We start from the raw sequence: 22,487 nt of genomic DNA, 5'->3' as shown, positions 1-22,487 counted from the left end.
CATCGTCTGCCCAACTCTTGTCCAAGCGTCCATCGCGCCGCGTTCTGCGAATGCAGTGCGCCAGCGGTTGCAGGCATCACGTCCCGCAATCGGTCGAGCGGAGCGAACGATAAAGTTCTGTGGCAGTTTTGAGACACCGGCCGGAAATCGATCCGCCCGCAGCACGTTGCCCGTTGGATGAGCAGCGTCATCCCATGCGCGTCCAGGGGCGCGCTTGCGCTCGCGCGTTGCCGCGAACGCGCGCGGAAGGCCAGGCGGGGCTTTTCGGAAAAACTTCAGCAATGTGAAGCCGCAAGATCGGGGTCTGGGAGCATCGTGGCCGCGGCCAATCGTCCCATGCCCAAGCTCGCGACCGATGTCGTCGCCGCTGCAATACGGCGGAACCTTGATCAAACTGCGGGCAAGTCCTGGAGAAAGTTGAGGCTTCTCCCACCCGTGGAACGGCGCAACTGTGCATGCAAGTCGGGAATCGGCGCTTGTCAACTGGGGGTGTTCTGAATGTCGTTACGTCAAACAATCGCGGCGGTCGTCGCAATGGGCGCGGCAGCGCTGACGTCGGTCGGTGCAGCGGGGGCCGCTGACCTGTCCGCCAAGGCGATCGCGAAGAAGGCGCCGGCCGAGGTGCCGTTCTTCCTCGTCGTCGACAATCGCGTCAGCTACTCCTATATCTTCGATGCCAGCCAGCCTGGTGCATGGAGTGTCAACGGCAACGGCACATTCAACGCCAAGACCGCCAAGCAGGTCTACTCGTTCACCCATTTCGACGTCTGGGGTTACGGCACCAACTTCTTCACGATCTCGCTGTTCAAGTCGGACCACAACGACCCCGCTGGGCCGTGCACGCAGACCGGCGGGATCGTGTCGCCCAACGCAGGTTTCGCCTTCACGCCGGCGAGCTGTGCCGGTGCGACCGAAATCTACGGACTGTTCCGCTCGACCTTCGGCTGGAACCAGATCTTCAACACCAAGGCCTTCACGATGGGCCCGCTGCAGAACATTTCGTTCGAAGTGGGCATGGATGCCAATACCGAGAACCGCTATTTCGGCGCCGCCAAACGCGACGTGGTTGCCGGCCTGCAGTTCGCGTTCAACCTGCCCTACAAGGGCTATTTCAACGTCGCTCCCCTGATGTATTGGGAGTTCGCCAACCACAATTCGTTCTCGCAGTGCGGGGCCGGCTGGTCGAACCCCTGCATCAATGACGGCAATACCTCGTTCAAGCCGACCTGGGCCGTCGAGACCAACTACTACATGGATCTCGGCTTCCTGCCGGAGAGCATGCAGTTCTTCTCGATCTCGGGCCGCGCCGGCTGGTACGGCAAGAAGGGCACCGACACCGAGCCGCTCCCGGCCAGCGTCGCGAACGGCGTCTATCCGACCAAGATCGAGTTCAATTCCGAGCCGATCCGCCTGACCTTCGATGCGTCGAAGGCGATGTGGGGTGAGAAGCAGAGCCACCTGATCGACGTCTGGGTGGCCTATCGCTACTGGCAGAACAAGTTCGGCCTCGACCACAACAACGCGGTCGGCTGTTCCGTCGCCGGTGTCGGCGGCACCCGTGTCGCCACGGGCGCCTGCACCGAGTCGTCGCTGTATTCGGGCGTGACCGTGAAGTTCTGATATCGATCGAGCCACGCAAGCAGGCGCCGCGCCTCCGGTCGCGGCGCCTGCTTCATTTGTCCCAGGCTCCCTCATGCAGCGTCGCGGCTTCGTCCTCCAACAGGGGGCCGACGACTTCGGTCGCACGCTGGCCGCTCGCGAACACGTCGCGGCACGGCAGGTCGAGGGTCGGGTTCTCCGGATGATTGCCGGTAATGCCGCGCAGCCGCCGCTCACTGAGGCCATAGACCACGCGTCCGATGCCGGCCCAGTAGATGGCGCCCGCGCACATCGCGCACGGCTCTGCCGACGAATACAGCGTGGCCGCCGCCCTGATCTCGGGCGCTAGCGAAACGCAGGCCTGGGTCGCGACCAGCCGCTCGGCATGGGCCGTGGCGTCATGAGCTGGCATGTAGCCGTTCTCGGCCTCGATCAGAACGCGGCCGTCGGCAGCGATCAGCACCGCTCCGAATGGATGATTGCCGTTGGATGTCGCGCGGCGGGCGATGGCGAAGCTGTGGCGCAGGAAATCTGCGTCCCGGTCTTGGGCGCCGGCTTGCCTCTGTCCGTCTCTCGCCTGATCTCTCGGCGCCATCGTCACTCTGCTCCGTTGCGGATCGGGCGATCCTGCTCCGGCGCGGCGACGTCCGCAAGCGCGCCAGGGAACCGATGCTCCGCAGCTCGCGTTGCCCGGCGCACGAGCGCAGGGAACAGGCAGGCGACATGGCGGCAAACGCGGATTCCAAGGTTGCCGTCTATGCCGCGCTTGCCGGCAATCTGCTCGTGGCCTGCACCAAGACCGCCGCGGCGGTGTGGACCGGCAGCTCGGCCATGATGAGCGAGGCGATCCACTCCGCCGTCGACACCTCGAACGAACTGCTGCTGCTCTACGGCTTTCATCGCGCAAGCCGTCCGCCCGACCAGCGGCATCCGCTCGGCCATGGCCGTGAGCTCTATTTCTGGAGCTTCATCGTCGCGCTGCTCTTGTTCGCGCTGGGCGCCGGCGTCTCGCTGTATGAAGGCGTGACGCACCTGATGCATCCGCGGCCGATCGAAGACCCGACGGTGAACTACGTCGTGCTCGGGCTCTCCTTCGTGTTCGAGGCAGGCTCCTGGTGGGTGGCGGTGCGGCGGTTTCGCGCGGCTGCGCCGGGTCTCTCCTATCTCGAGGCGTTCAGGCGCAGCAAGGACCCGCCGGCCTTCATGGTCGTGTTCGAGGACAGCGCGGCACTGATCGGCATCGTGATTGCTGCTGCCGCGATGGCTGCGGCCGTCGCCTTCGATGAGCCGGCATGGGACGGCATCGGATCGATCCTGATCGGTGTGCTGCTTGCGGCGACCTCGATGGTGCTCGCGCGGGAGAGCAAGAGTCTCCTGATCGGCGAGCCGGCGGACCCGGAGCTGGCGCGTTCGATCCTCGACATCGCGCGCAAGAGGAAGGGCGTCAAGTCAGCCAATGGCCTGCTCACGGTGCAGCTGTCACCGCAGCATGTCGTTGTCGCGCTGAGCATCGAGTTTGCGGACGATCAGCGCGCCGACGACATTGAGCGCGCCGTGGTTGCGATCGAGAGCGAGCTGAGGGCGCGGCATCCGATCGTCGCGGCGCTGTTCGTCAAGCCGCAGACCGGTGCGCGCTATCAGGAAATGCGCGAGAGCGTGCTCCAAGATGGTTCGGCGCCGGCGTGAGACCGGCAGCTCAGCGATAGACGACGTCGCTTCGTGCAGACGAATGGCCGAGGCATGAGATGCCGGAACCGGAGCCGCGCACGGCGTTCCTAGCGCGGCGTCCGCGCGGCCAACGGCGCGCTTAGCAGCACGATCACCAGCAGCGCAGCCAACATCCAGAATGCGGCCGGCAGGCTGGTGGCTGCGGCGATGAAGCCGATGCCTGCGGGGCCCAGCAGCACGCCTGAGTAGCCTGCGGTGGTGACGGCCGCGACGGCCAGCCCGACCGGCATGGCGGTCTGCGCCCCGGCTCGGCGGAACAGCACCGGGACCAGGTTCGACGCGCCGAGGCCGATCAGCGCAAAGCCCGCCATGGCAGCAGCAACCCACGGAGCCGTGAGCAGCAGGACGAAGCCCGCGATGGCGATGGCGCTGCCCCCGAGCAACGTTGCGCGATCACCGATCCGTGCAACCACGGCGTCACCGACGAGGCGCCCTGCGGTCATTGCGATCGAGAACATGATGTAGCCCAATCCGGCCTGCGCGGCCGGCAGGCGGCCGGAACCGGCGAGCAGCAGCGCGCTCCAGTCGAGCATCGCGCCCTCGACCAGGAACATGATTGCGGCGAGTGCCGCCAGCAGCAGCACCGCGCCGTGCGGAAGCACGAGCAGAGGCCCCGATTGCGCGGGTTTGCTCGCCATCAGTCGCGGGGCAGCCACGATCATCGCGGCCAGGGCGAAGGCACAGCAGGCGAGCGTGCCGAGCAGCGGCGCGACGTCGAACGCGAGCAGCGCCGTCATGACGCCGGAGCCCGCGAAGCCGCCGATGCTGAACTGGGCATGGAAACCTGACATCAGCGGACGCTCGCTCAGCCGCTCGACGTCGATCGCCTGGATGTTCACCGCGACGTCGAGCGAGCCCAGCGCCGCACCGAAGGCGAACAATGCGAGTGCGAGAGTCGCTGGCGTTGCTGCGATCGCCAGCAGTGGCAGGAACAGCGCGAGAGCGATGCCGCTGACGATGACGACCGGCTTGCTGCCATAATGGGCGCTCAGCAGCCCGGCGGCCAGCATCGATGCGACTGAGCCCACGCCGAGCGAGAGCAGTAGCAGCCCGAGCGTCGCATCATCGACGCCGAGCCGCTGTTTGGCAAACGGCACCAGCGGTGCCCAGCAGGCGATGCCGAAGCCGGCGACGAAGAAGGCCTGGCGGGTCGCGAGCCGCGCCCCGCTGTGATCAGAACTCATTTGGAAGATTCCTGACTTTCTGAAGGGCGCTGTCACACCGGCGGGGCGGCCGTCATGATGGCGGCTCCCGCCCGTTTGAGCAGGGCGAGCCGGGCCGCCGGCGCATCATGCTCGACGGTGAGCTGGCTGATGGTCTTGGCGCCGGCGATACGGTGGGGGGCTCGGGTCTCGAGCTTCTCGTTGGTGACCATTGCGACGCTTACGCGGCTCAGCGACAGCAGCGTCCGCTTGAATGCTGCGTCAGTCGGATCAACCGCGCTGATGCCGCCTTGCGCCGATACAGCGCAGGCGCCGATGAAGCAGCGGTCGATGTTCAAGCGCTGCACCTGCATGAGCGCATCGGCGTCGACACAGCCGCCGACTGCGGGGTGAACGGAGCCGCCGATCATGATCAGCTGCAGGTCCTGCCGGTGCAGCACGGTTGCGGCAATGTCGATGGCGTTGGTTGCGACGGTGAGATCGAAATCATCGGGCAGGACTTCAGCGAGGGCGAGATTGGTGCTGCCACTATCGAGGAAGAGAAATTCGCCACGCGCGATGCCGCGGGCGGCCGTCCGGGCGAGCGCCAGCTTGCGGTCGCGATCTTGCCCGATCCGCGCCGCCATCGGTGTCATGCCGCCGGCGATCGGCAATGCGCCGCCATACACCCGGCGGCAGCGTCCTTCGGCGGCAAGCGCACGAAGATCGCGCCGGATGGCATCCTCGGAGACGCCGAATTCGTGGGCCAGGGCGGCCGCGACGACCGCGTGCCCCGCCGAGAGGCGGCCGGCGATCTGGTCGCGGCGCGCCAGTGGAAGGTCTGACATGCCCTCTTCATATCAGGCATAAACAAGAATAACAACGTGCATAATCGTGCATTGCGCAATTTGTTGTTTGCGCGGCCCGCGCGGCATGGCATTGCCAGATGTCGAAGTGATCGGGAGCAAGGTGTGACCGCCGTCTATTCGTCAGCAACGCCGGCCCTTGTCGCCGTCGACTGGGGGACATCCAGCTTCCGCGCCTGGCTGATGGCCGGAGACGGGACGGAGCTGGCCGGGAGCCGCGGTAGCGAGGGCATGCTGCATTGCGCGACATCTGGCTTCGCGCCGGTGCTGCGCGACCATCTGGCGAAGCTCGGCGCGCCGGCCGATGTTCCGGTGCTGATCTGCGGCATGGCCGGCGCGCGGCAAGGCTGGGTCGAGGCGCCTTATCTGCACACGCCCACCCGGCTGGAGGCGCTGCATGCCGGCGCGATTGGCGTCGACACGGATGGCGACGTCAGGATTCTGCCGGGACTGGCGCAGGCGCGGGCGGATCAGCCGGACGTGATGCGCGGCGAGGAAACCCAGCTGCTCGGCGTCACCGAGCCGGACTTCACCGGGATCGTCTGCATTCCGGGCACCCACAGCAAATGGATCCGGATCGATGCCGGCGCTGTGATCGACTTTGCCACCTACATGACCGGCGAGCTGTTCGCGGTCGTCTCTCAACATAGCATTTTGATGCACGCCGTCGAACCGGAGGCCTCGGCCGTCGAGCACGACGCGGCGTTCCGCGAGAGCTTCGCAGCGTCGCTTGCCGCGCCGACGGCACTGACCAATGCGCTGTTCCGGCTGCGCGCAGCCCAGCTCCTCGGTTTTGAGCAGCGGTCCGATGGGGCTGCGAGGCTCTCCGGGCTTCTGATCGGCAGTGAGATCGCCGACGCTCGGGCGCGGTTTGGCGCCGAGCTTCCACTCCGGTTGATCGGAGCGGGCCGGCTCGGCCGGCTCTATCGCGCGGCGCTGGCCGCTGCTGGTTTCGACGTGAACGAATGTGATGCCGAACAGGCGTCCCGGCGCGGCCTGGTCAAGGCCGCGCGGCAGATCTGGGGAGCGCGTTTCCGACCATGACAAAGTCCGTTGCCTGGCCGCATGTCAAGCGGTCGCTGGTTGCGATCCTGCGCGGTATCAAACCCGACGAGTCCGAGGCCATCGTCGATGTCCTGATCGAAGCCGGTTTCGAGCTGATCGAGGTTCCTCTCAACTCGCCGGAACCGTTCGTCTCGATCGAGCGTCTCGCCGCCCGGTTCGGCAAGGACTGCCTGATCGGTGCAGGGACGGTCGTCAATGCCGCAGATTGCGTGCGTGTCGCGGAGGCCGGCGGGCGTCTGATGGTCAGCCCCAACGTCGATGTCGAAGTGCTGGCGACGGCGCAGGCCTACGACATGGTCACCATGCCCGGGGTCTTCACGCCGACGGAGGCCTTTCTTGCTTTGCGTTGCGGCGCCTCGGCCCTGAAATACTTTCCGGCGTCGGTGCTCGGTCCGTCGGGGATTGCAGCGCAACTTGCCGTCCTGCCGAAAGGCGTCGTGGTCGGTGCCGTCGGCGGTGTGTCGGACAAGAATCTCGCCTCCTATGCCGTAGCCGGTGTGCGAGCCTTCGGACTCGGCTCCAGCCTGTACAAGCCGGGGATGAGCGCGAGCGATGTGCGAGACACCGCGGTCGCTTCCGTGCGTGCCTATGACGATGCCATCGCAGCCACGGGCTGAGCAGATCACGCTCCATGACGGCTTCGTGACGCTGTCTTGAAACTGTCGTCAGAGCTCGGCGTTGGAAGGGAACCAATTGTTCGTGCTCGCAAGAGTCTTGGTCCGCGCCTCCGGAACGGGCGGCCCTTGAACGCAGCTTGCGCGCATGGACCGGCTACGAACAACCGGGAGCAAGCCGGACATGACCGAATCCGTCATCCGCTTCCTGATCGGCGGCGTCATCGTTTCGACATTCGCGATCATTGGCGATGTGTTGCGTCCGAAGAGCTTTGCCGGCCTGTTCGGAGCCGCGCCCTCGGTCGCGCTGGCGACGTTGGGCGTTGCGGTTGTCACGCATGATGCCGCTTATGCGGCGGTCCAGAGCCATTCGATGATGTTCGGCGCAGCCGCGCTCTGTCTCTATAGCATGACCGTGTGCCGGCTGCTGATGCGGCAGCATATGCGCGCATTGAGCGCGAGCCTGCTCGCAACGGCCGTGTGGCTGGTCGCAGCGCTGGGACTGCAGGCGGTCTTCTCCGGAGGGGCGTGATGCTGATCTGCATCTCGCCCTCGGCGCTGAAGGACGGCAAGTGGCACGAATACGTCATCCGCTTTGCGCTGGGCGGCGCCGCCACAGTCGCGACCGGGCTCATTGCCAAAGCCTTCGGTCCTGCGATCGGCGGCCTCTTCCTGGCATTGCCGGCGATCTTCTGTGCCAGCGTCACCCTGATCGAGGCGCACGAGATCAGGCGCAAGCGCCGTCAGGGACTCTCCGGCGAGCGGCGCGGACGCGAAGCGGCTGCACTCGACACCGCAGGTGCAGTGCTCGGCAGTCTCGGCATGCTGGCGTTCGCGGCCGTATTCTCCACGCTGGTTCAGTCAAGCGTCGCGGCCGCCTTCGTCGCCGCAACGACGGCGTGGCTCGTCGTCTCGGTGACAGCGTGGGCGATCCGGCGCAAGCTGCGTGTTGCGGCAACGACCCGCAAAGTTGCGGGCCGTCGCGATACGTCTCGGCCGCAGCCTCCGCTGGTCAGCTGGCGGCGGCGTTGATCTCCGGCGATTCGCCTTCTTCCGCAGACTGCGTGAATGCCTGCAGCGCCTCCGCCATCTGCATGCGGCCGCCGACGCCGGTGATGACGACGTCGACCATCGTGAACGACGAGTGGAAGTGGCCGTGGGCCTTGAGCTGCCCGACCGGCACGCCGTTGGCGGCGAGCGCCTCCGCATAGGCGACGCCCTCGTCGCGCAGCGGATCGAACTCGCAGGTGACGATGTAGGCCGGCGGCAGGCCCTGCAGCTTGCCCCGCAACGGCGACGCGCGCGGATCGGTGCGATCCGCCGGCGAGCAGTAGATGTCCCAGAACCAGTACATCAGGCCGCGCGTCAGGAAGTAGCCGGCCGCGTTGTCGGTGTAGGACGGCCGATCGAAGCTGCAATCGGTCACCGGGCAGACCAGCAACTGTCCGCCGACGAGAGGCCCGCCGCGATCCCGCGCGAGCTGGCAAGTGACCGCAGCGATGTTTCCGCCGGCGCTCCAGCCGGCCACCAGCACCGGTCCGTCGCGTCCGCCGAGCTCGGCGGCGTGCTCGGCCACCCAGCGCGTCGCCGCATAGCCGTCCTCGGCCGCCGCCGGGAAGCGGTGCTCGGGCGCATGGCGATAGCCGACGCTGACGAAGATCATGTTGGAGCGGCGGCACATGTCGCGGCAGAATGGATCGTCCGACTGCTCGTCGCCGAGCACCCAGCCGCCGCCATGGAAGTAGACGACGATCGGATGCGGCCCGGGCGTCGCCGGCCGATAAAGCCGATAGGGCAGGGGACCGTCGGCGCCCTGCAATGTGCCATCCTTGACTTCGCCAACGGGACGTCCAGGCGGCCTCGTCGCGTTGAACTGCGCAACGAATTCGCGGGCGCCAGCGGCGCCCATCGATTCGATCGGCGGCAAGTTCATCTCGGCCAGCATGTTCAGCACCAGCCTGACATCCGGCTGCAGCCGCACGATCTCGCCGTCATTGCATTGGGACGCGCCGTTCGGACCTGACAGCTTGAAGCCGAGCATGCCGCGGCTGACGATTTCGTTGCAGATGCCGCGATAGGGGCCGACGCCGCCAGTATAGGGCATCAGGGTCTGCGGCTTGCCCGGCACGTTGGCACCCGTGTACCAGGTGTTGGCGAGCCGATGCAGCGTCACGGTCGCGCAGTCCGCCATGTGGCGTGCCCAGCCGGCCTGCGCAGTCTCCGTGGCCTCGATGGTCGTGAACCCGGCTTCGCGCAGGGCGACGAGACGATCGACGACCCAGTCGACATGCTGCTCGATCGAGACCGCCATGTTCGACAGCACCGATGGGCTGCCGGGACCCGTGATCAGGAACAGATTGGGAAAGTCTGCGACCGTGAGCCCGAGATAGGTTTGCGGTCCGTTGGCCCAGACATCCTCCAGCGATTTGCCGCCGCGCCCGGTGATCGGATGCACGGCGCGGATCGCACCGGTCATGGCATCGAAGCCGGTCGCGAACACGATGACGTCGATGTCGAAGCTGCGCCTGTCGGTCTTGATGCCATCAGCGGTGATGGATGTGATCGGCTCCTGGCGCAGATTGACCAGCGTGACATTGGGGCGGTTGAACGTCTGATAGTAGTTGGTGTCCAAGCACGGGCGCTTGGCGCCGAACGGATGGTCGTGAGGCGTGAGCGCGGCGGCGGTCTCGGGATCCTTGACGATCTCGTGAATCTTCTCGCGGATGAGGTCGGCGAGCAGCGCATTGCCGTCGGGGTCGACACCCTGGTCGGCCCAGAGCTGCGTCAGCATGCCGACGAGGTCGCCCGACGCCCACAGCTTCTCGAAGCGTTCGCGGCGCTCGGCCTCGCTCAACGCCCAGCTGAAGTCGGTGGCCGGCGGGATCGGCACGCCAGCCATCGACCGGCGCGCCTGCTCGCGCAGCCCGTTGCGATCTTCTGCGAGCTGCGCGGCGCGATCGGCCGGGAGCGGGCCGTTATGCGCCGGCAGTGCGAAGTTCGGCGTGCGCTGGAAAACCGTGAGCTGTGCTGCCTGCTCGGCGATGATCGGGATCGACTGGATGCCGGACGAGCCGGTGCCGATCACCGCGACGCGCTTGCCGCGGAGGTCGACACCGTCATGCGGCCAGCGGCTGGTGAAGTAGATCTCGCCCTTGAAGTCGTGCACGCCGTCGATCTCCGGCGGCTTCGGCTGCGACAGGCAGCCGGTCGCCATGATGTAGTGGCGGCAGGAGACGGCGGGGCCCTTGTCGGTCGTCAGCAGCCAGCGCTCCTTGGCGTCATCCCAGGAGGCGCCGAGCACGGCGGGTGCCGAAGCGGATGTCGCGGCGCAGATCGTAGCGATCGGCGACAAAGCCGAGATAGCGCAGGATCTCCGGCTGGGTGGCGTATTTCTCCGACCATTGCCACGCCTTCTCGAGCTCGGGATCGAAGGTGTAGCTGTAGTCGACGGTCTGGATGTCGCAGCGCGCGCCGGGATAGCGGTTCCAGTACCAGGTGCCGCCGACATCGTTGGCCGTATCCAGAGCCACGGTCGAGAAGCCCGCCTTGCGCAGGCGGTGCAGCAGGTAAAGTCCCGCAAATCCGGCACCCACGACGGCGACATCGACCGTCTGCGTTTCACCGCCCGACACCTCCGACGCGCGTGTCTCGACAACCCCGTCTGACATGCTGACCTCCCGATGATTTTGTGATTGGAAGAAAGGCTAGCTCTGCTCGCATGGTTTGTCAGCAGCCAAAACAGCGATCTGCGGTTGTTGCAGTGCGGGCCGTGCGGTGCGGCCGGTATGCCAGGCGCTGATTTTGCATCGCCGGTCAAAAGGCCGCGACGGAGTGGACAAGACCCTGAGAAAGCGACAGAAAGCGACCCTGCCGCGTCGCATTCACCAAGTTTCAACGCATCGCGACTGTAACAACCGCTACACTACGCCACATCCACGACTGAACCAGGCCAGGCCCATGCCGTTATCGCTTCCCAAGCAAAAGATCCGCGTTCTGCTCCTCGAGGGCGTGAACGACTCGGCCGTCCGCATGTTCGAGGCCAACGGCTATACGGAAATCGAGCGGCTGCCGAAGGCGCTCGGTTCGGCGGAGTTGAAGCGTATGCTGTCGGGCGTGCACATGCTTGGCATTCGCTCGCGGACGCATCTCACCGCCGATGTGCTGCAGGCCGCCGACCGGCTGATGGTGGTCGGCTGCTTCTCCGTCGGCACCAACCAGGTCGATCTCGATGCCGCGAAGCGGCTCGGCATCCCCGTGTTCAATGCGCCCTATTCGAACACCCGCAGTGTCGCCGAGCTGACGATCGCCGAGGTCGTGATGCTGATGCGCCGCATCTTCCCGCGCTCGGTGTCGGCGCATGCCGGCGGCTGGGACAAGTCGGCCAATGGCAGCCGAGAGGTGCGCGGCAAGACGCTCGGCATCATCGGCTATGGCAACATCGGCTCGCAGCTGTCGAACCTCGCCGAGGCCATGGGCATGCGGGTGATCTTCTTCGATCTCACCGACAAGCTCCGTCACGGCAACACCGAGCCGGTCGAGAGCCTCGACGAGCTCCTGGCGATGAGCGACGTCGTGTCGCTGCACGTGCCGGAGACGCCGGCGACCGCCAACATGATCGGCGAGCGCCAGATCCGTCACATGAAGGACGGGGCCTATCTGATCAACAATTCGCGCGGCACGGTGGTCGACATCGAGGCGCTGGCCAGCGCATTGCGCGAGGGCAAGCTCTCAGGTGCTGCCGTCGACGTGTTTCCGGTCGAACCGGCATCGAACGCCGATCCGTTCGTCTCGCCGCTGCAGGGCCTGCCCAACGTGATCCTGACCCCGCATGTCGGCGGCTCCACCGAGGAGGCGCAGGATCGCATCGGTGGCGAGGTTGCGCGCAAGCTGATCGACTATTCCGATGTCGGCTCGACCTTCGGCGCCGTGAACTTCCCGCAGGTGCAACTGCCGGCGCGCCCGACGGGCACGCGCTTCATCCACGTTCATCGCAACGTGCCCGGCGTGCTGCGCCAGGTCAACGAGGCGGTCTCGCGGCACAACATCAACATCCTCGCGCAATATCTGCAGACCGATCCCGAGGTCGGCTATGTCGTGCTCGAGACCGACGTGGTCGGCGGTGAGGGCGAGGCGCTGCTGTCGGAGCTGCGCGCGGTGGAGGGCACGATCCGCGTTCGCGTCCTGTACGATCACGACCGGCCCTGAGGCTGTGGAGGCTGCCGCGCGATGACCGGCTCGTCTGCATCGTCCTCAGCCTCGACCGTCGTTCTCAGCACGACGGTGCCGGCGCGCGTGCTGCGCCATGATCCGCAATATGGCATGTCGACGTTGTTCTTCGCCGACGGCGAGTTGCGCGTGCCGATGGTCGACGCCGCGATCGACGCCGGCGTCTCCGTGACCATCGAGGCCCGCGACGTGTCGATCGCGCTGTCGCGGCCGATGGATGTTTCGATCACCAACCGGCTACCCGGCCGGATCGAGGAGATCCTGCCGCTCGATCCGCCCTATGTGCGCGTGACGTTCGATCTCGGTGCGACGAAGCTGCACGCCTTGGTCACGCTGGAGTCCGTCGAGCGGCTGGCGTTGGAGCCGGATCTGTCGGCCTGGGCGATGATCAAGAGCGTCGCGATCGGACCCGGCGCGGTTCGGCCTTCGGAGCTGCCTCGGCCGCGCCGCTGGCCCGCTTCTGATAGCGGGGATCGGTAGCCTTCTGCAGCTCAGCGAGCGCCGCGGCGGTGGCCGTGCGGGTGCGCCGCTCCATCGAGCGATACAGCGCGATCAGCCGCTCGCCGAACGGCGTGATCTCGGCGCCGCCGCCCCGTCGCCCCGGATGAGTCTCGAACACCGGCGTCTCGAAGGTGCGGTTGAGCGCATCGACCATCAGCCAGCATTTGCGGTAGGAGATGCCGCTCGCGCGCGCGGCGCCGAGGATCGAGCGCTCCCGGCGGATGAAGTCGATCAGCAGCAGATCTTCGGGCGACAGACTTCCGCCGTTGCCGAAAGTGATGGTCAATGCGATCTGAGCTTCGCGCTTCATCCTATTCCGATCCGCTCGCGTTGTGAGCCGATCATGTCACGCGGGCTTCGCGCTGTCACCATGCGGCCGGACCACGCCTCGATCCAGCCGGGACGGCGCGCGACATCGACCGGGACGCATTCGGCGAACACGCCGGCGAAGCGCTTCCACGCCTCCATCATCGCGGGCGATACCGCCGTGATGATCGGAAGCCCGGCTGACATCGCCGAGCCGAAGGCGTCGGCGAGGCCTCCTCCCGTCGCCTCCTGCTTGCCGAACTTGCTGAGGATTACGACATCCGTGCCGCGCGCGATCGACTGCTGCACGGCGGCGCAGGCCAGCACCAATCCTTCGGGATCGAGATTGCAGCCCTGCGATCCCGGGCCGAGATCCTGCGAGATCGAGAACACGCGGTCGTCGTCGAGGCTGCGCAGCATCATGGCCTTGCACGGCCTGGTCTTGTCGGCGCTGCTCTCGATCACGCCGGAGACGCGCAGCCCGATGCCTGCGAGCCGCGTGGCGAGCTCATCGAGCAGCTCCTGGATGACGGTGGACGCAGCGCCCTGCAGCGCCACGATCTGACACGTCCCGACCTCAGCGACACCCATGGCAGTCCTCCTCACACGTTGGCGGAGACGCGGCCCGCCTTCCGACCGGTTTGCACGATCGCGTGGACCGCCGAGACGACGCTCGCGGCGATCGATCGCCCGCGGTCGTCCATGCCGGTCCATGCCGCGTGGCGGCCGCGCGGATCGATCTCGAGCAGCTTGACGTTGGCCGGCACGCGCAATCCGTCGCGGGCGATGCCGCGCAGTGCGCCATCGAGCGGCGCCAGCACAGGTGTGCCGCCGAGCGAGCCGAGCTGCAGTCCCTTGTAGACGCGGGTGCCGATGTCGAGCGGCGTATGCCAGACGGCGTCCTGATTGGAATAGACGAAGCGCTCGCGGCCGGCGCCGCCGAGCGCACGCGCCTTGCCGTCCGCGTCGCGCGTGGTGCCGTGCGCCACGATCGCGCCGGTGTCGCAAGGATGCGTCTCGATCGCGATGTCGCAATTGTGCCCGACCGCAAAGCGCGGTCCGATGCCGACGGCGATGCCGGCAACGCCGCGCAGATCCGGCGTGGCCAGATGCTTCTGCATCCGTGCGTCGACGATGACCGCGGGATAGCGGAACGCGATGATGTCGGTGAGATGCATCCCGGTGACGGCGATCTGGCTGGGCTCGCGATGAATGCGCACGACGTCCGCGATGCCCTCGGCCCGGCAGCCGACCACGCCGTCGACGTCGCAGGCCTCGCCATACAGGACGTCGTGGAAGGCCATGCCGCGTCGGATCACCGGCGGAAAGGCGTCGTGACAGAGGACGAGCGCGAAGCGCTCATGGTTGAGCTTGGCCGCGATCGCGGAGGCGATCTCGTTGGTGCCCAGCACCAGCGCGAGCGGCTTGGGCGCGTTCGGATGCCAAGTGACGGCGGCGGATTTCATGCTGATGACCTCGTGTTGCGAGATCGAATGAGCAAGCCGCGGGCCAGATCGTTGCGCGCCGATCAACATGTTCATTGCATTGAGGAAAAGCAGGCAGGCCTCGGTTCGTCTGATGCAAAGCTGTATTGTTTGGGATATAACATCGGATGCTATATTGTCGCTTATACAACATGTCGTGATGGTGGGGCAGGTCGGCGCGTGCCGATCAGGCGATGGGCTCTTCGCGGCGCACCAGCGCGACGCCCTTGACCTGGGCGTAGACGGCAAGCCCTGCCTGCAGGCCGAGCTCGTTCCACGAGCGTTGGGTGACCCGCGACAGCAATCGTGCACCCTGGCCGTCCTCGCCGAGGCCAAGCAGGGCGGTGACACGGTGGTCCGATTGGCTGCGGATTTCCAGGATCTTCGCGCGTAGCACGTTGACGATGGTGCTGCGGCTCGGCGTTTCCAAGGCGAGGCTGACGTCATCGGCCAGCACGCGCAGGCGGCGGCGTGTTCCCGACGCAAGCGGCTCGGCCGGCAGCACGAAATGCCCGCCCGGCACCGCAAGCGTCACCATGCCGTCGATGGCGTCGTGCTTCAGAACGGTGGCGTCGAGACTGACCGCTGCATCGCGGGAGAGCGCGAGCGGCAGTGTCAGGTCGGCTTGGAGCACGGACAGCGGGCCTGAAGCCAGGACGCTGCCATTGCGCATCAGCACCAGCTGATCGGCGAGCCGCTCGACCTCCGCGATATCGTGGCTGATGTAGAGGATCGGCAGGTCGAGCGCGGCATGCAGCCGCTCCAGATAGGGCAGGATCTCGTCCTTGGTCATCTGGTCGAGCGCCGACAGCGGCTCGTCCATCAGCAGCAGCTTCGGCTGGCTGAGCAGCGCGCGGCCGATCGCCACGCGCTGCCGCTCGCCGCCGGACAGATGGCGCGGCGAGCGCTCCAGCAGCTTGGCAATGCCGAGCAGCGACACCACCTCATCGAAGCCGATGGCGGTGGGGCCGGACGGGCCGGGATGCCCGTACATCAGGTTGCGGCGGACGGAGAGATGCGGAAACAGATTGGCTTCCTGGAACACGTAGCCGATCGGGCGCTGGTGCACCGGGCGGAAGGTCTTCTCGTCCTGCCAGACGTCGCCGGTGACGGAGCATCGTCCGTCCAGGCGGTTGAGGCCGGCGATGCTGCGCATGACGGCGGTCTTGCCGCAGCCGGACGGGCCGAAGATCGCGGTGACGCCGCGCGCCGGCACCTCGAACCGCGCGTTCAGCTCGAAGCGCCCGAGCGTACCGCGGAAATCGACCTTGACGGTGCTCATGACGCGCGTCGCGTCATGTTCTTCTCGATCAGCATCATCGTCAGAATGACGCCGAACGAGAACACGACCATGCCGAGCGCCAGCACCGAGGCTTCGGTCCATTGCGAGGTCTCGACGTAGTCGTAGATCGCGACCGACAGCACCTTCGTCCTGCCGGGAATGTTGCCGCCGATCATCAGCACGACGCCGAACTCGCCGACGGTGTGGGCAAAGCCGAGGATCGCGCCGGTGAGGAAGCCGGGGCTCGCCAGCGGCACGGCGATCGTCCAGAACGCGCGCCAGGGCGTGGCCCGCAGCGTGGCGGCTGCTTCCAGGGGCTTCTCGCCCATGGCCTCGAAGGCGTTGCGGATCGGCTGCACCACGAACGGCATCGAGAACAGCACCGAGCCGATAACCAGGCCTGGGAAAGTGAAGGCGAGGGTGCGTGCGCCCCACAAGGAAGCCAGCGCTCCGCCCGGACCGCTCGGGCCGAGCGCGACCAGTAGATAGAAGCCGAGCACGGTCGGCGGCAGCACCAGCGGAATCGCCACCAGGGCTGCGACCGCCTCCTTCCACCACGCCTGCGACCGCGCCAGCCACCATGCGATCGGTGTTCCCACGATCATCAGAATGACGGTCGTGATCGCTGCCAATTCGAGGGTCAGACTGACCGGTTGCCAGATATCGGCCGAGACGTGCAAGTTCATCCTTGGAAGTTCATCGACGTGAGCGCTCAGCTGCCGGACTTCGGGTCCAGAGCATAGCCGAACTTCTCGATGACCGCACGGGCTTCCGGAGTCTTGAGGAAGGTCAGGAACGCGGTCGCCGCCTCGTTGCCGGCGGATGCCTTCAGCAGCACGGCATCCTGACGGATCTCGCTGTAGAGGTTCTGCGGCACCAGCCAGCGCGAGCCGCCCGCATTCGGCATCAGCTGCGACAGTGCGACGAAGCCGACCTCGGCATTGCCGGTATCGACGAACTGGAACGCCTGCGAGATCGTGTTGCCCTGCACGATCTTGGGCTTGATCGTCTCATAGAGATTGAGCGCCTTCAGCGTCTCCACTGCAGCCGCGCCATAGGGCGCGGCGGCGGGATTGGCGATCGACAGCTTGTTGAACGCGTTCGCCTTCAGCGTTTCCTCGCCTTTCACCGCGTTCGGGTCCTTGCTCCACAGCACGAGCTTGCCGATCGCGTAGGTGAAACGGCTCCCGGCGACGCCGAGGCCCTCGTCGACCAGCTTCTTCGGCCGTTCGTCGTCGGCGGAGAGCAGGATCGCGAACGGCGCGTTCTCCTTGATCTGGGTGTAGAACTGTCCGGACGCGCCGAAGCTCAGCACCAATTCGTGTCCCGTCTTGGCCTTGAACAGACCGGCGATCTCCTTGGCCGGCTCGGTGAAGTTGGCGGCCACGGCGATGTTGGCGCTCCCGGCGAACGCATTTGCGCCAGTCAGGAGAGCGGCAGCCGCGCACAGGGCAGCGGCGACGAAGCGCATCGATCTCATCACAATTGTCCTCGTTCATATCGCAGAGACGGGTTCGCTTCGGTGAATTGCAAGTCCCGTTCCGGCGCAGCGCCCGTACCGATGCCGTGCTATATTCATTCGTATACATCAAAATAGACAGGTCGGCGACGTCCCGTCAACCCGAGGGGCCCCTCGGGCAAACGCGATGGGCGTCAGTGTACGACTTTCGACAATCGAGGCTGAAGCGATGTTGGAAACATGACGGCCCGAGAGCCGGGGTTCTCGGGCCGGCGCGAGACTAAGCCATCCGCTCCCAGAGCTGCCGCACCAGCATGCCCGCACGCTTCTCGATCGCCGCGGCGGCATCGAGCGCGAGATCCTCGCGATAGCGGCCGGCGATCAGCTGCACGCCGATCGGCTGGCCATTGTGAACCGCCACCGGCACCACTGCGCCGGGCAGCCCGAGCACGTTGATGGCCGAGATGAAGCGGATCTCGTTGAAGAAGATTTCGCGCACGCGCTCCGGGCTTACCGTGTCCTCGCGCGGGCCCGGCGTCGGCTTGACCGTCGTCGGCGCCAGCACCACCGGATAATCCTCGAAGAACAGCTGCCAGGCGCGGATATGGGTGGAGCGCTGCGCCGTCGCGTTCATCCAGCCCGCGAGGTCGAGGATCTCGGCCTTGGCCCGCATCCCGCCCCACGCCTTGTGGAAGTCTTCCGAGGTGACGGCCAGCATCTTGGCCTCCTGCATCACGACCACCTCGGTGGTGATGACGTCGCACCAGGTCTGCCAGACGCCGGAGATGTCGGGGACCTCGACCTCGCTGACCCGGTAGCCGGAGCGTTCCAGATGATCGGCGGCCTGCCGCAGCGCGGCCTGCACCGAAGGATCGACGTCCATGTCATCGGGGATCTTGGCGAGCGCGACCTTGATCGGCCGCTTGGGCTTCTCGCCCTCGAGCGGGGCCGGCACCCACCAGGGATCGCGCGGATCGCGCCGGCTCATCACCTCCAGCGCCAGCCTGACGTCGGCGACGCTACGCGCCAGCGGGCCCTGCGACGACATCAGATGCGCCAGCATCGGCCGCTCGGCCGCGGCGCTTTCGTTGTAGGCCGGGATGCGCCCCTGCGTCGGCTTGATCGTGACAACGCCGTTGCAATGCGCCGGCCAGCGCAGCGAGCCGCCGATGTCGTTGCCATGCGCGATGGTGCCGATACCGGCGGCGACCGCAGCTCCAGCGCCGCCCGACGAGCCGCCGCAGGTGATCTCGGGATCCCACGGGTTCAAGGTCAGTCCGTGCAGCGGGTTGTCGGTGAAGCCGCGGAATGAGAATTCCGGCGTGTTGGTGAGGCCGAGCACGATCGCGCCCGCGTTCTTGAGGTTGCGCACGACGGGCGCGTCCGACGGCGCGATGATTCCCATCTGCGCCTGAACGCCGTTGGGGTTTGGCCGTCCCTGGTAGTCGACGTTCTCCTTGATGGTGACGGGCACGCCATGCAGCAGGCCGTCCTTGTTGCGCGCCTTGTCCGCGGCGCGCGCAGCTTTCAATGCTTCTTCGGACAGATCGACGACGACCGCATTCAGCTTCGGATTGACCTCATGCATGCGCGCGATGTGCGCCTCGGTCACCTCGACCGAGGAGACCGCGCCCGAGCGGATCGCAGCGGAGGTGTCGAGCGCCGACCACTGCCAGACCGGTCCTCTCGGCAGCCGCGGCTTCGGCGCGGCGGCCCTCGCCTGTGGTCTGGCCTGCGGCTTCGCCTTTGCGGGCTTCCTGTTGGCCGTGGCGCGCGTGGCCACGCGCTTCGGAGCCGGCTTGGCGGTCTTTGCCGCCGGCTTCTTCCTTGTCGCTGTTTTCGCCATTGTGTTTCCCCCCAGTGTATCTCTCAAACGACCGACATGGTCAGCGGCGGCTCGACCTCGGCGGGCAGCGGGCTGACATAGGGCGTGCGCAGCGTCCGCTTCTTCAGGTCGGCCTTGGCGGCTGCGATCAGCGCCGGCTCATTGAGCGCCTTGATGCCGAGACCGGCCATCGCCTTGGCGGCCTGCACCATCGCCTTGTGCGCGGCCGGCGTCTTGCCTTGCGCAACGACCTGCCAGGTGTGGAACGGCGTGCCGATCGCCACCGTCGGCGCGTGCACCTGCACCGTTGGCACCACCCAGCTGACGTCGCCGACATCGGTCGAGCCGATCTGCGGATTGCGCTTGGCGTTCAGCGGCACCAGGAAGTCGGCCAGCGGCTTGTCGGTCGGATCCATGCCGATGCTGTAGTAGACGGATTCGATGTCCTTGTCGGTCAGGGTCGCCTGGATCTGACCGGCAAAATCCTTGTCGCTCGCGTCGAAATGCGGCGGCCCCAGCTCCTCCATGATCCCGTGCAGCGCCTCTTCGAGCGGCGTGTTGGGCAGGATGTTGGAGACCGCCGAGATGATCTTCATCTCGACCTTGGTCTCGGTCATCATCGCGGCACCTTGCGCGATCTTGTGTACGCGCCCGACCAGCTCGTTCATGCCGGGCAGGTCGCGCGCGCGGATCGAGTAGCGGACGCGCGCATGCGCCTGCACGACGTTGGGCGCAATGCCGCCGGTGTCGAGCAGCGCGTAATGCACGCGGGCGTCGCTCGGCATGTGCTCGCGCATGTAGTTGACGCCGACATTCATCAGCTCCACCGCGTCGAGCGCGCTGCGGCCGAGATGCGGCGAGGCGGCCGCATGCGAGGTGCGTCCGGTGAAGATGAAGTCCGCGCGCGTGTTGGCGAGAGAGGGCGTCATCACCACTTCCCAGAAGCTCGACGGATGCCAGGTGATTGCGATGTCGGCATCCTCGAACGCGCCTGAGCGCACCATGAAGGCCTTTGCGGCGCCGCCTTCCTCGGCAGGGCAGCCGTAGTAGCGCACGCGTCCCGGAACCTTGTTGGCGGCGAGCCAGTCCTTCACGGCGGTTGCCGCGAGCAGCGCCGCCGAGCCCAGGAGATTGTGGCCGCAGCCATGGCCATGGCCGCCGGTCTCGATCGGACGATGTTCGGCGACGCCGGCCTCCTGGCTGAGGCCGGGCAGGGCGTCGTATTCGCCCATGAACGCGATGACCGGACCACCTTCGCCCCATTCGCCCATCAGCGCGGTCGGGATGCCCGCGACCTTTTCGATGATCCGAAAACCCTGGTGCTTCAACTCGGCGAGGTGTTCGGCGGACGAGCGGGCCTCGGTGTAGCAGACCTCGGGCATGCTCCACACCCGGTCGCTGAGCTCGATGAAACGGGTCTTGATCGCGTCGACGCCGCGCCAGATCTCGCTGCGGTTGTCCATCTCCGGTCCTTGTCCTCTGCTGCCGATAGGGAGCCGGTATGGTTATCAGCTAAGTTCCCTGACGCCTAGCGATCCGCCGCGAGAGCAGCCATGCGGCGCGCGGCAAGGCGCGGTGGAGCGCGCGTCATCCTTTGAGCAGATGATGCTGCGATTGGATGCAGCGCGATGCTTTCGGCGGCGCAGCGAGAAGGGTGGGGACGCCGTCCTCAAATTTCGGAACTGCCGCCGTGCGCCGTTACCGCACCCGTCCAGGAACGATCGTGGTCGCGTCCTGTTCTCGTGTCAGGAGTGCGACCGCCATGCGTGCAGGACCCATCACTATCATCGTCGCATTGCTGCTGATTCTCGCGGCCGCCGTCGTCTTCGCCTATCAGGGCATGACCTTGCCCGGCGATCCGATGCCGACCGAGGGCTGGATCGCGCTCACGCTCGGCGTGGTGTTTTCGCTCATCGTGGGGATCGGGCTGATGGTGCTGTTGTTCTACAGCAGCCGCAAGGGCTACGACGAGCCATCACAGTTCGGGGCTGATGATCATCGCGACTGAGACCGCTCAAGCCGGATGCGGCGGATGCTGTGTCCGCGGATGCCGGTCGTGAAGCAGCTTGGCGAGTTCGTGCCTCAGATCGTCGTGACCGCGCATCGCCGTCTCGAACAGCGCTTCCTGGATGTCGCGCGGCATGTCGCCCCAGACGCCGATGGCGGCGTTGCCGAGCAGCTCTGCGAACCGGTTGTCGTCCATGCGGCACCTCCGGACGATCTGACGCCCGAGGACGGCAAAGGTTCCAGGCCAGGTTATTGCGTGGTGAACAGGACAACCGCAATCGCAACGGAGAGCGCGATCGCGGACACGGTCCCCGTGGTCGACAGCACGCCCATGCGCCGCAGCGCCGCTGCAAACACGATGATGATCGGGGTGGCGGTGACGAGGCCGAGCTGCGCTTCGGTCATGGACATGCTCCTGATGTCGATCCGGTAGCGCATCCGGGCGCCGTGCTGTTTGTGCGCCGACAAAGAGCATGTCTGCCGCCCCGATTAGCTTTGCCGACATCTGATCGGAGGTGGCGGTGTCGGCACTCACATACGAACCGGAACCAACGGAGCGCTGGGGCGTGCTCGACGGGTTGCCGGGCGACCCCATGATGTGGGTCCTGATCCTCAGCGAGCTTGTCGCTTTCGGCCTGCTGCTCGGCGCCTTCGTCGTGGCGCGCGCAGTCAATCCAGTCGTGTTCGCAGCCGGGCAGGCCATGCTGGACGGACCTCTCGCCGCATTGAACACGATCGTGCTTGTGACGAGCGGGTGGGCTGCGGCGCGCGGGGCGGCGGCGGCGAGAGGCGGATCGCCGGCCACAGCACGGCGTTGGATCATGCTGGCGATCCTGCTCGGCACGGCCTTCATTGCCGTCAAGCTGACCGAGTATGGCAGGGAGATTGCCGCCGGCGCAGGCCTGGAGACGTCGCCGTTCTTCACGCTCTATTTTCTGCTCACGGGCTTCCATCTGCTTCACGTCGTACTCGGGATGGTCATCCTCGGAATCGTCGGTCGTCATGCCGCGCCCACCAGCGTCGAGACCGGGACGGCGTTCTGGCACATGGTCGACCTGGTCTGGATCGTGATATTCCCGATCCTCTATCTGGTGGGATGAGTCATGGTCCGCGATCGCCTCACGCTCGCCTGGCTTCAATTGCTGAGCTTCGCCGTCGCCACGCTCGCGGCCTCGTTGCTGCTGCCGAATCGCTGGCTCGCCGATGCCCTCGTGCTCGCGCTCGCATCGGCAAAGGGCAGGGTGATCGTGCTGGATTTTCTCGGCCTGCGCCATGCGCCCGCGCTGTGGCGCGGCCTGCTCGCATCGTGGCTCCTAGGCCTGGTTGCGCTCGCCGGGCTGGCGGTGGCGCTCCGCGCGCTGGTCTGACGGGCCATCGCCGTGC

At 66.4% G+C, this 22,487-nt stretch carries 24 protein-coding genes and 1 pseudogene; 11 read left to right on the top strand and 14 right to left on the bottom strand.

The genetic code is table 11. The features are described 5' to 3' along the window. The first annotated feature begins 498 nt into the window (after positions 1–498). Positions 499–1,620 carry a hypothetical protein gene (locus QX073_RS22960; RefSeq protein ID WP_315827085.1) on the top strand — a complete coding sequence of 374 codons (1,122 nt, stop codon included), beginning with the start codon at positions 499–501 and terminating at the stop codon, positions 1,618–1,620. A 52-nt stretch (positions 1,621–1,672) separates the two neighbouring features. Here QX073_RS22960 and QX073_RS22955 read toward each other — a convergent pair whose 3' ends face one another. Beyond that, positions 1,673–2,194, bottom strand: a complete 522-nt coding sequence (locus tag QX073_RS22955) for a nucleoside deaminase (RefSeq protein ID WP_316226404.1) — start codon at positions 2,192–2,194, stop codon at positions 1,673–1,675. A 128-nt stretch (positions 2,195–2,322) separates the two neighbouring features. Between QX073_RS22955 and QX073_RS22950 the strand changes: the two genes are divergently transcribed. Then, positions 2,323–3,285, top strand: coding sequence for a cation diffusion facilitator family transporter (locus tag QX073_RS22950; protein WP_315750277.1), 963 nt, complete (start codon positions 2,323–2,325; stop codon positions 3,283–3,285). A gap of 89 nt (positions 3,286–3,374) precedes the next feature. On the opposite strand, the gene QX073_RS22945 is transcribed toward QX073_RS22950, so the two are convergent. After that, on the bottom strand, positions 3,375–4,511 hold the full coding sequence (locus QX073_RS22945) for an MFS transporter (RefSeq protein WP_316226403.1): 1,137 nt from the start codon (positions 4,509–4,511) through the stop codon (positions 3,375–3,377). A gap of 32 nt (positions 4,512–4,543) precedes the next feature. After that, entirely contained in the window at positions 4,544–5,317 is a 774-nt protein-coding gene (locus QX073_RS22940) for a DeoR/GlpR family DNA-binding transcription regulator (RefSeq protein ID WP_316226402.1), read from the bottom strand. A gap of 123 nt (positions 5,318–5,440) precedes the next feature. Here QX073_RS22940 and QX073_RS22935 point away from each other — a divergent pair, with 123 nt between their 5' ends. The 4 genes from QX073_RS22935 to QX073_RS22920 all read left to right on the top strand — a co-directional run bounded on the left by QX073_RS22935 (position 5,441) and on the right by QX073_RS22920 (position 8,046). After that, the gene (locus QX073_RS22935) at positions 5,441–6,379 is read left to right on the top strand and encodes a 2-dehydro-3-deoxygalactonokinase (protein ID WP_315827080.1); all 939 of its coding nucleotides are present in this window, start codon (positions 5,441–5,443) and stop codon (positions 6,377–6,379) included. Then, entirely contained in the window at positions 6,376–7,017 is a 642-nt protein-coding gene (locus tag QX073_RS22930) for a 2-dehydro-3-deoxy-6-phosphogalactonate aldolase (protein WP_316167618.1), read from the top strand. The genes QX073_RS22935 and QX073_RS22930 overlap by 4 nt, the downstream gene beginning before the upstream one ends. 181 nt (positions 7,018–7,198) lie before the next feature. Next, a complete protein-coding gene (locus tag QX073_RS22925; RefSeq protein ID WP_315717779.1) occupies positions 7,199–7,546 on the top strand; it encodes a DUF3147 family protein in 348 nt (115 codons plus the stop codon). Further along, on the top strand, positions 7,546–8,046 hold the full coding sequence (locus QX073_RS22920) for a DUF3147 family protein (protein WP_316167619.1): 501 nt from the start codon (positions 7,546–7,548) through the stop codon (positions 8,044–8,046). The genes QX073_RS22925 and QX073_RS22920 overlap by 1 nt, the downstream gene beginning before the upstream one ends. Here QX073_RS22920 and QX073_RS22915 read toward each other — a convergent pair. Continuing rightward, positions 8,027–10,682, bottom strand: a pseudogene (locus QX073_RS22915) (flavin-containing monooxygenase). The gene QX073_RS22920 and the pseudogene QX073_RS22915 overlap by 20 nt on opposite strands. Before the next feature lie 289 nt (positions 10,683–10,971). Between QX073_RS22915 and serA the strand changes: the two are divergent. Then, positions 10,972–12,219, top strand: coding sequence for a phosphoglycerate dehydrogenase (gene serA / locus QX073_RS22910; RefSeq protein ID WP_315750287.1), 1,248 nt, complete (start codon positions 10,972–10,974; stop codon positions 12,217–12,219). 21 nt (positions 12,220–12,240) lie between these two features. After that, positions 12,241–12,720 (top strand): TOBE domain-containing protein, encoded by a 480-nt coding sequence (locus QX073_RS22905; protein ID WP_315750288.1) that lies wholly within the window; start codon positions 12,241–12,243, stop codon positions 12,718–12,720. On the opposite strand, the gene QX073_RS22900 is transcribed toward QX073_RS22905, so the two are convergent. The 8 genes from QX073_RS22900 to QX073_RS22865 form a co-directional block, all read right to left on the bottom strand. Then, positions 12,629–13,051, bottom strand: a complete 423-nt coding sequence (locus tag QX073_RS22900; protein WP_316171716.1) for a LysR family transcriptional regulator — start codon at positions 13,049–13,051, stop codon at positions 12,629–12,631. The two genes, QX073_RS22905 and QX073_RS22900, sit on opposite strands and share 92 nt — an antisense overlap. Then, entirely contained in the window at positions 13,048–13,638 is a 591-nt protein-coding gene (locus tag QX073_RS22895; protein ID WP_315827077.1) for a DUF2478 domain-containing protein, read from the bottom strand. Before QX073_RS22895 ends, QX073_RS22900 begins: the two co-directional genes overlap by 4 nt. Positions 13,639–13,649: 11 nt before the next feature. Beyond that, the gene (locus QX073_RS22890) at positions 13,650–14,513 is read right to left on the bottom strand and encodes a xanthine dehydrogenase (RefSeq protein WP_316226401.1); all 864 of its coding nucleotides are present in this window, start codon (positions 14,511–14,513) and stop codon (positions 13,650–13,652) included. Positions 14,514–14,718: 205 nt separating this feature from the next. Continuing rightward, the gene (gene modC, locus QX073_RS22885; RefSeq protein WP_315750291.1) at positions 14,719–15,813 is read right to left on the bottom strand and encodes a molybdenum ABC transporter ATP-binding protein; all 1,095 of its coding nucleotides are present in this window, start codon (positions 15,811–15,813) and stop codon (positions 14,719–14,721) included. After that, the gene (modB, locus tag QX073_RS22880) at positions 15,810–16,499 is read right to left on the bottom strand and encodes a molybdate ABC transporter permease subunit (protein WP_315750292.1); all 690 of its coding nucleotides are present in this window, start codon (positions 16,497–16,499) and stop codon (positions 15,810–15,812) included. The genes modC and modB overlap by 4 nt, the downstream gene beginning before the upstream one ends. Before the next feature lie 26 nt (positions 16,500–16,525). Further along, positions 16,526–17,293, bottom strand: coding sequence for a molybdate ABC transporter substrate-binding protein (modA, locus tag QX073_RS22875; RefSeq protein WP_315750293.1), 768 nt, complete (start codon positions 17,291–17,293; stop codon positions 16,526–16,528). Positions 17,294–17,552: 259 nt separating this feature from the next. Next, complete coding sequence (locus QX073_RS22870) at positions 17,553–19,118, bottom strand: amidase family protein (RefSeq protein WP_315750294.1); 1,566 nt, start codon at positions 19,116–19,118, stop codon at positions 17,553–17,555. A 23-nt stretch (positions 19,119–19,141) separates the two neighbouring features. Further along, positions 19,142–20,560 carry a M20 family metallopeptidase gene (locus tag QX073_RS22865; protein ID WP_315827071.1) on the bottom strand — a complete coding sequence of 473 codons (1,419 nt, stop codon included), beginning with the start codon at positions 20,558–20,560 and terminating at the stop codon, positions 19,142–19,144. A 299-nt stretch (positions 20,561–20,859) separates the two neighbouring features. Between QX073_RS22865 and QX073_RS22860 the strand changes: the two genes are divergently transcribed. Beyond that, a complete protein-coding gene (locus tag QX073_RS22860) occupies positions 20,860–21,105 on the top strand; it encodes a hypothetical protein (protein ID WP_315717765.1) in 246 nt (81 codons plus the stop codon). A gap of 6 nt (positions 21,106–21,111) precedes the next feature. Here QX073_RS22860 and QX073_RS22855 read toward each other — a convergent pair whose 3' ends face one another. Together QX073_RS22855 and QX073_RS22850 are read right to left on the bottom strand one after the other, a co-directional pair. Continuing rightward, complete coding sequence (locus QX073_RS22855; RefSeq protein ID WP_172112235.1) at positions 21,112–21,300, bottom strand: hypothetical protein; 189 nt, start codon at positions 21,298–21,300, stop codon at positions 21,112–21,114. A gap of 53 nt (positions 21,301–21,353) precedes the next feature. Further along, positions 21,354–21,509, bottom strand: a complete 156-nt coding sequence (locus QX073_RS22850; protein WP_315717764.1) for a hypothetical protein — start codon at positions 21,507–21,509, stop codon at positions 21,354–21,356. A gap of 116 nt (positions 21,510–21,625) precedes the next feature. Here QX073_RS22850 and QX073_RS22845 point away from each other — a divergent pair, with 116 nt between their 5' ends. Together QX073_RS22845 and QX073_RS22840 are read left to right on the top strand one after the other, a co-directional pair. Next, positions 21,626–22,204 (top strand): cytochrome c oxidase subunit 3 family protein, encoded by a 579-nt coding sequence (locus QX073_RS22845; protein ID WP_316226400.1) that lies wholly within the window; start codon positions 21,626–21,628, stop codon positions 22,202–22,204. 3 nt (positions 22,205–22,207) lie between these two features. Then, on the top strand, positions 22,208–22,471 hold the full coding sequence (locus tag QX073_RS22840; RefSeq protein ID WP_315750297.1) for a cytochrome C oxidase subunit IV family protein: 264 nt from the start codon (positions 22,208–22,210) through the stop codon (positions 22,469–22,471). Positions 22,472–22,487: the final 16 nt, after the last annotated feature.

The organism is Bradyrhizobium sp. SZCCHNS3052, assembly GCF_032484495.1.
GTDB lineage: Bacteria > Pseudomonadota > Alphaproteobacteria > Rhizobiales > Xanthobacteraceae > Bradyrhizobium.
Note: the sequence above shows the minus strand (reverse complement) of the source record. Positions and strands in the feature narration are given on the sequence as shown.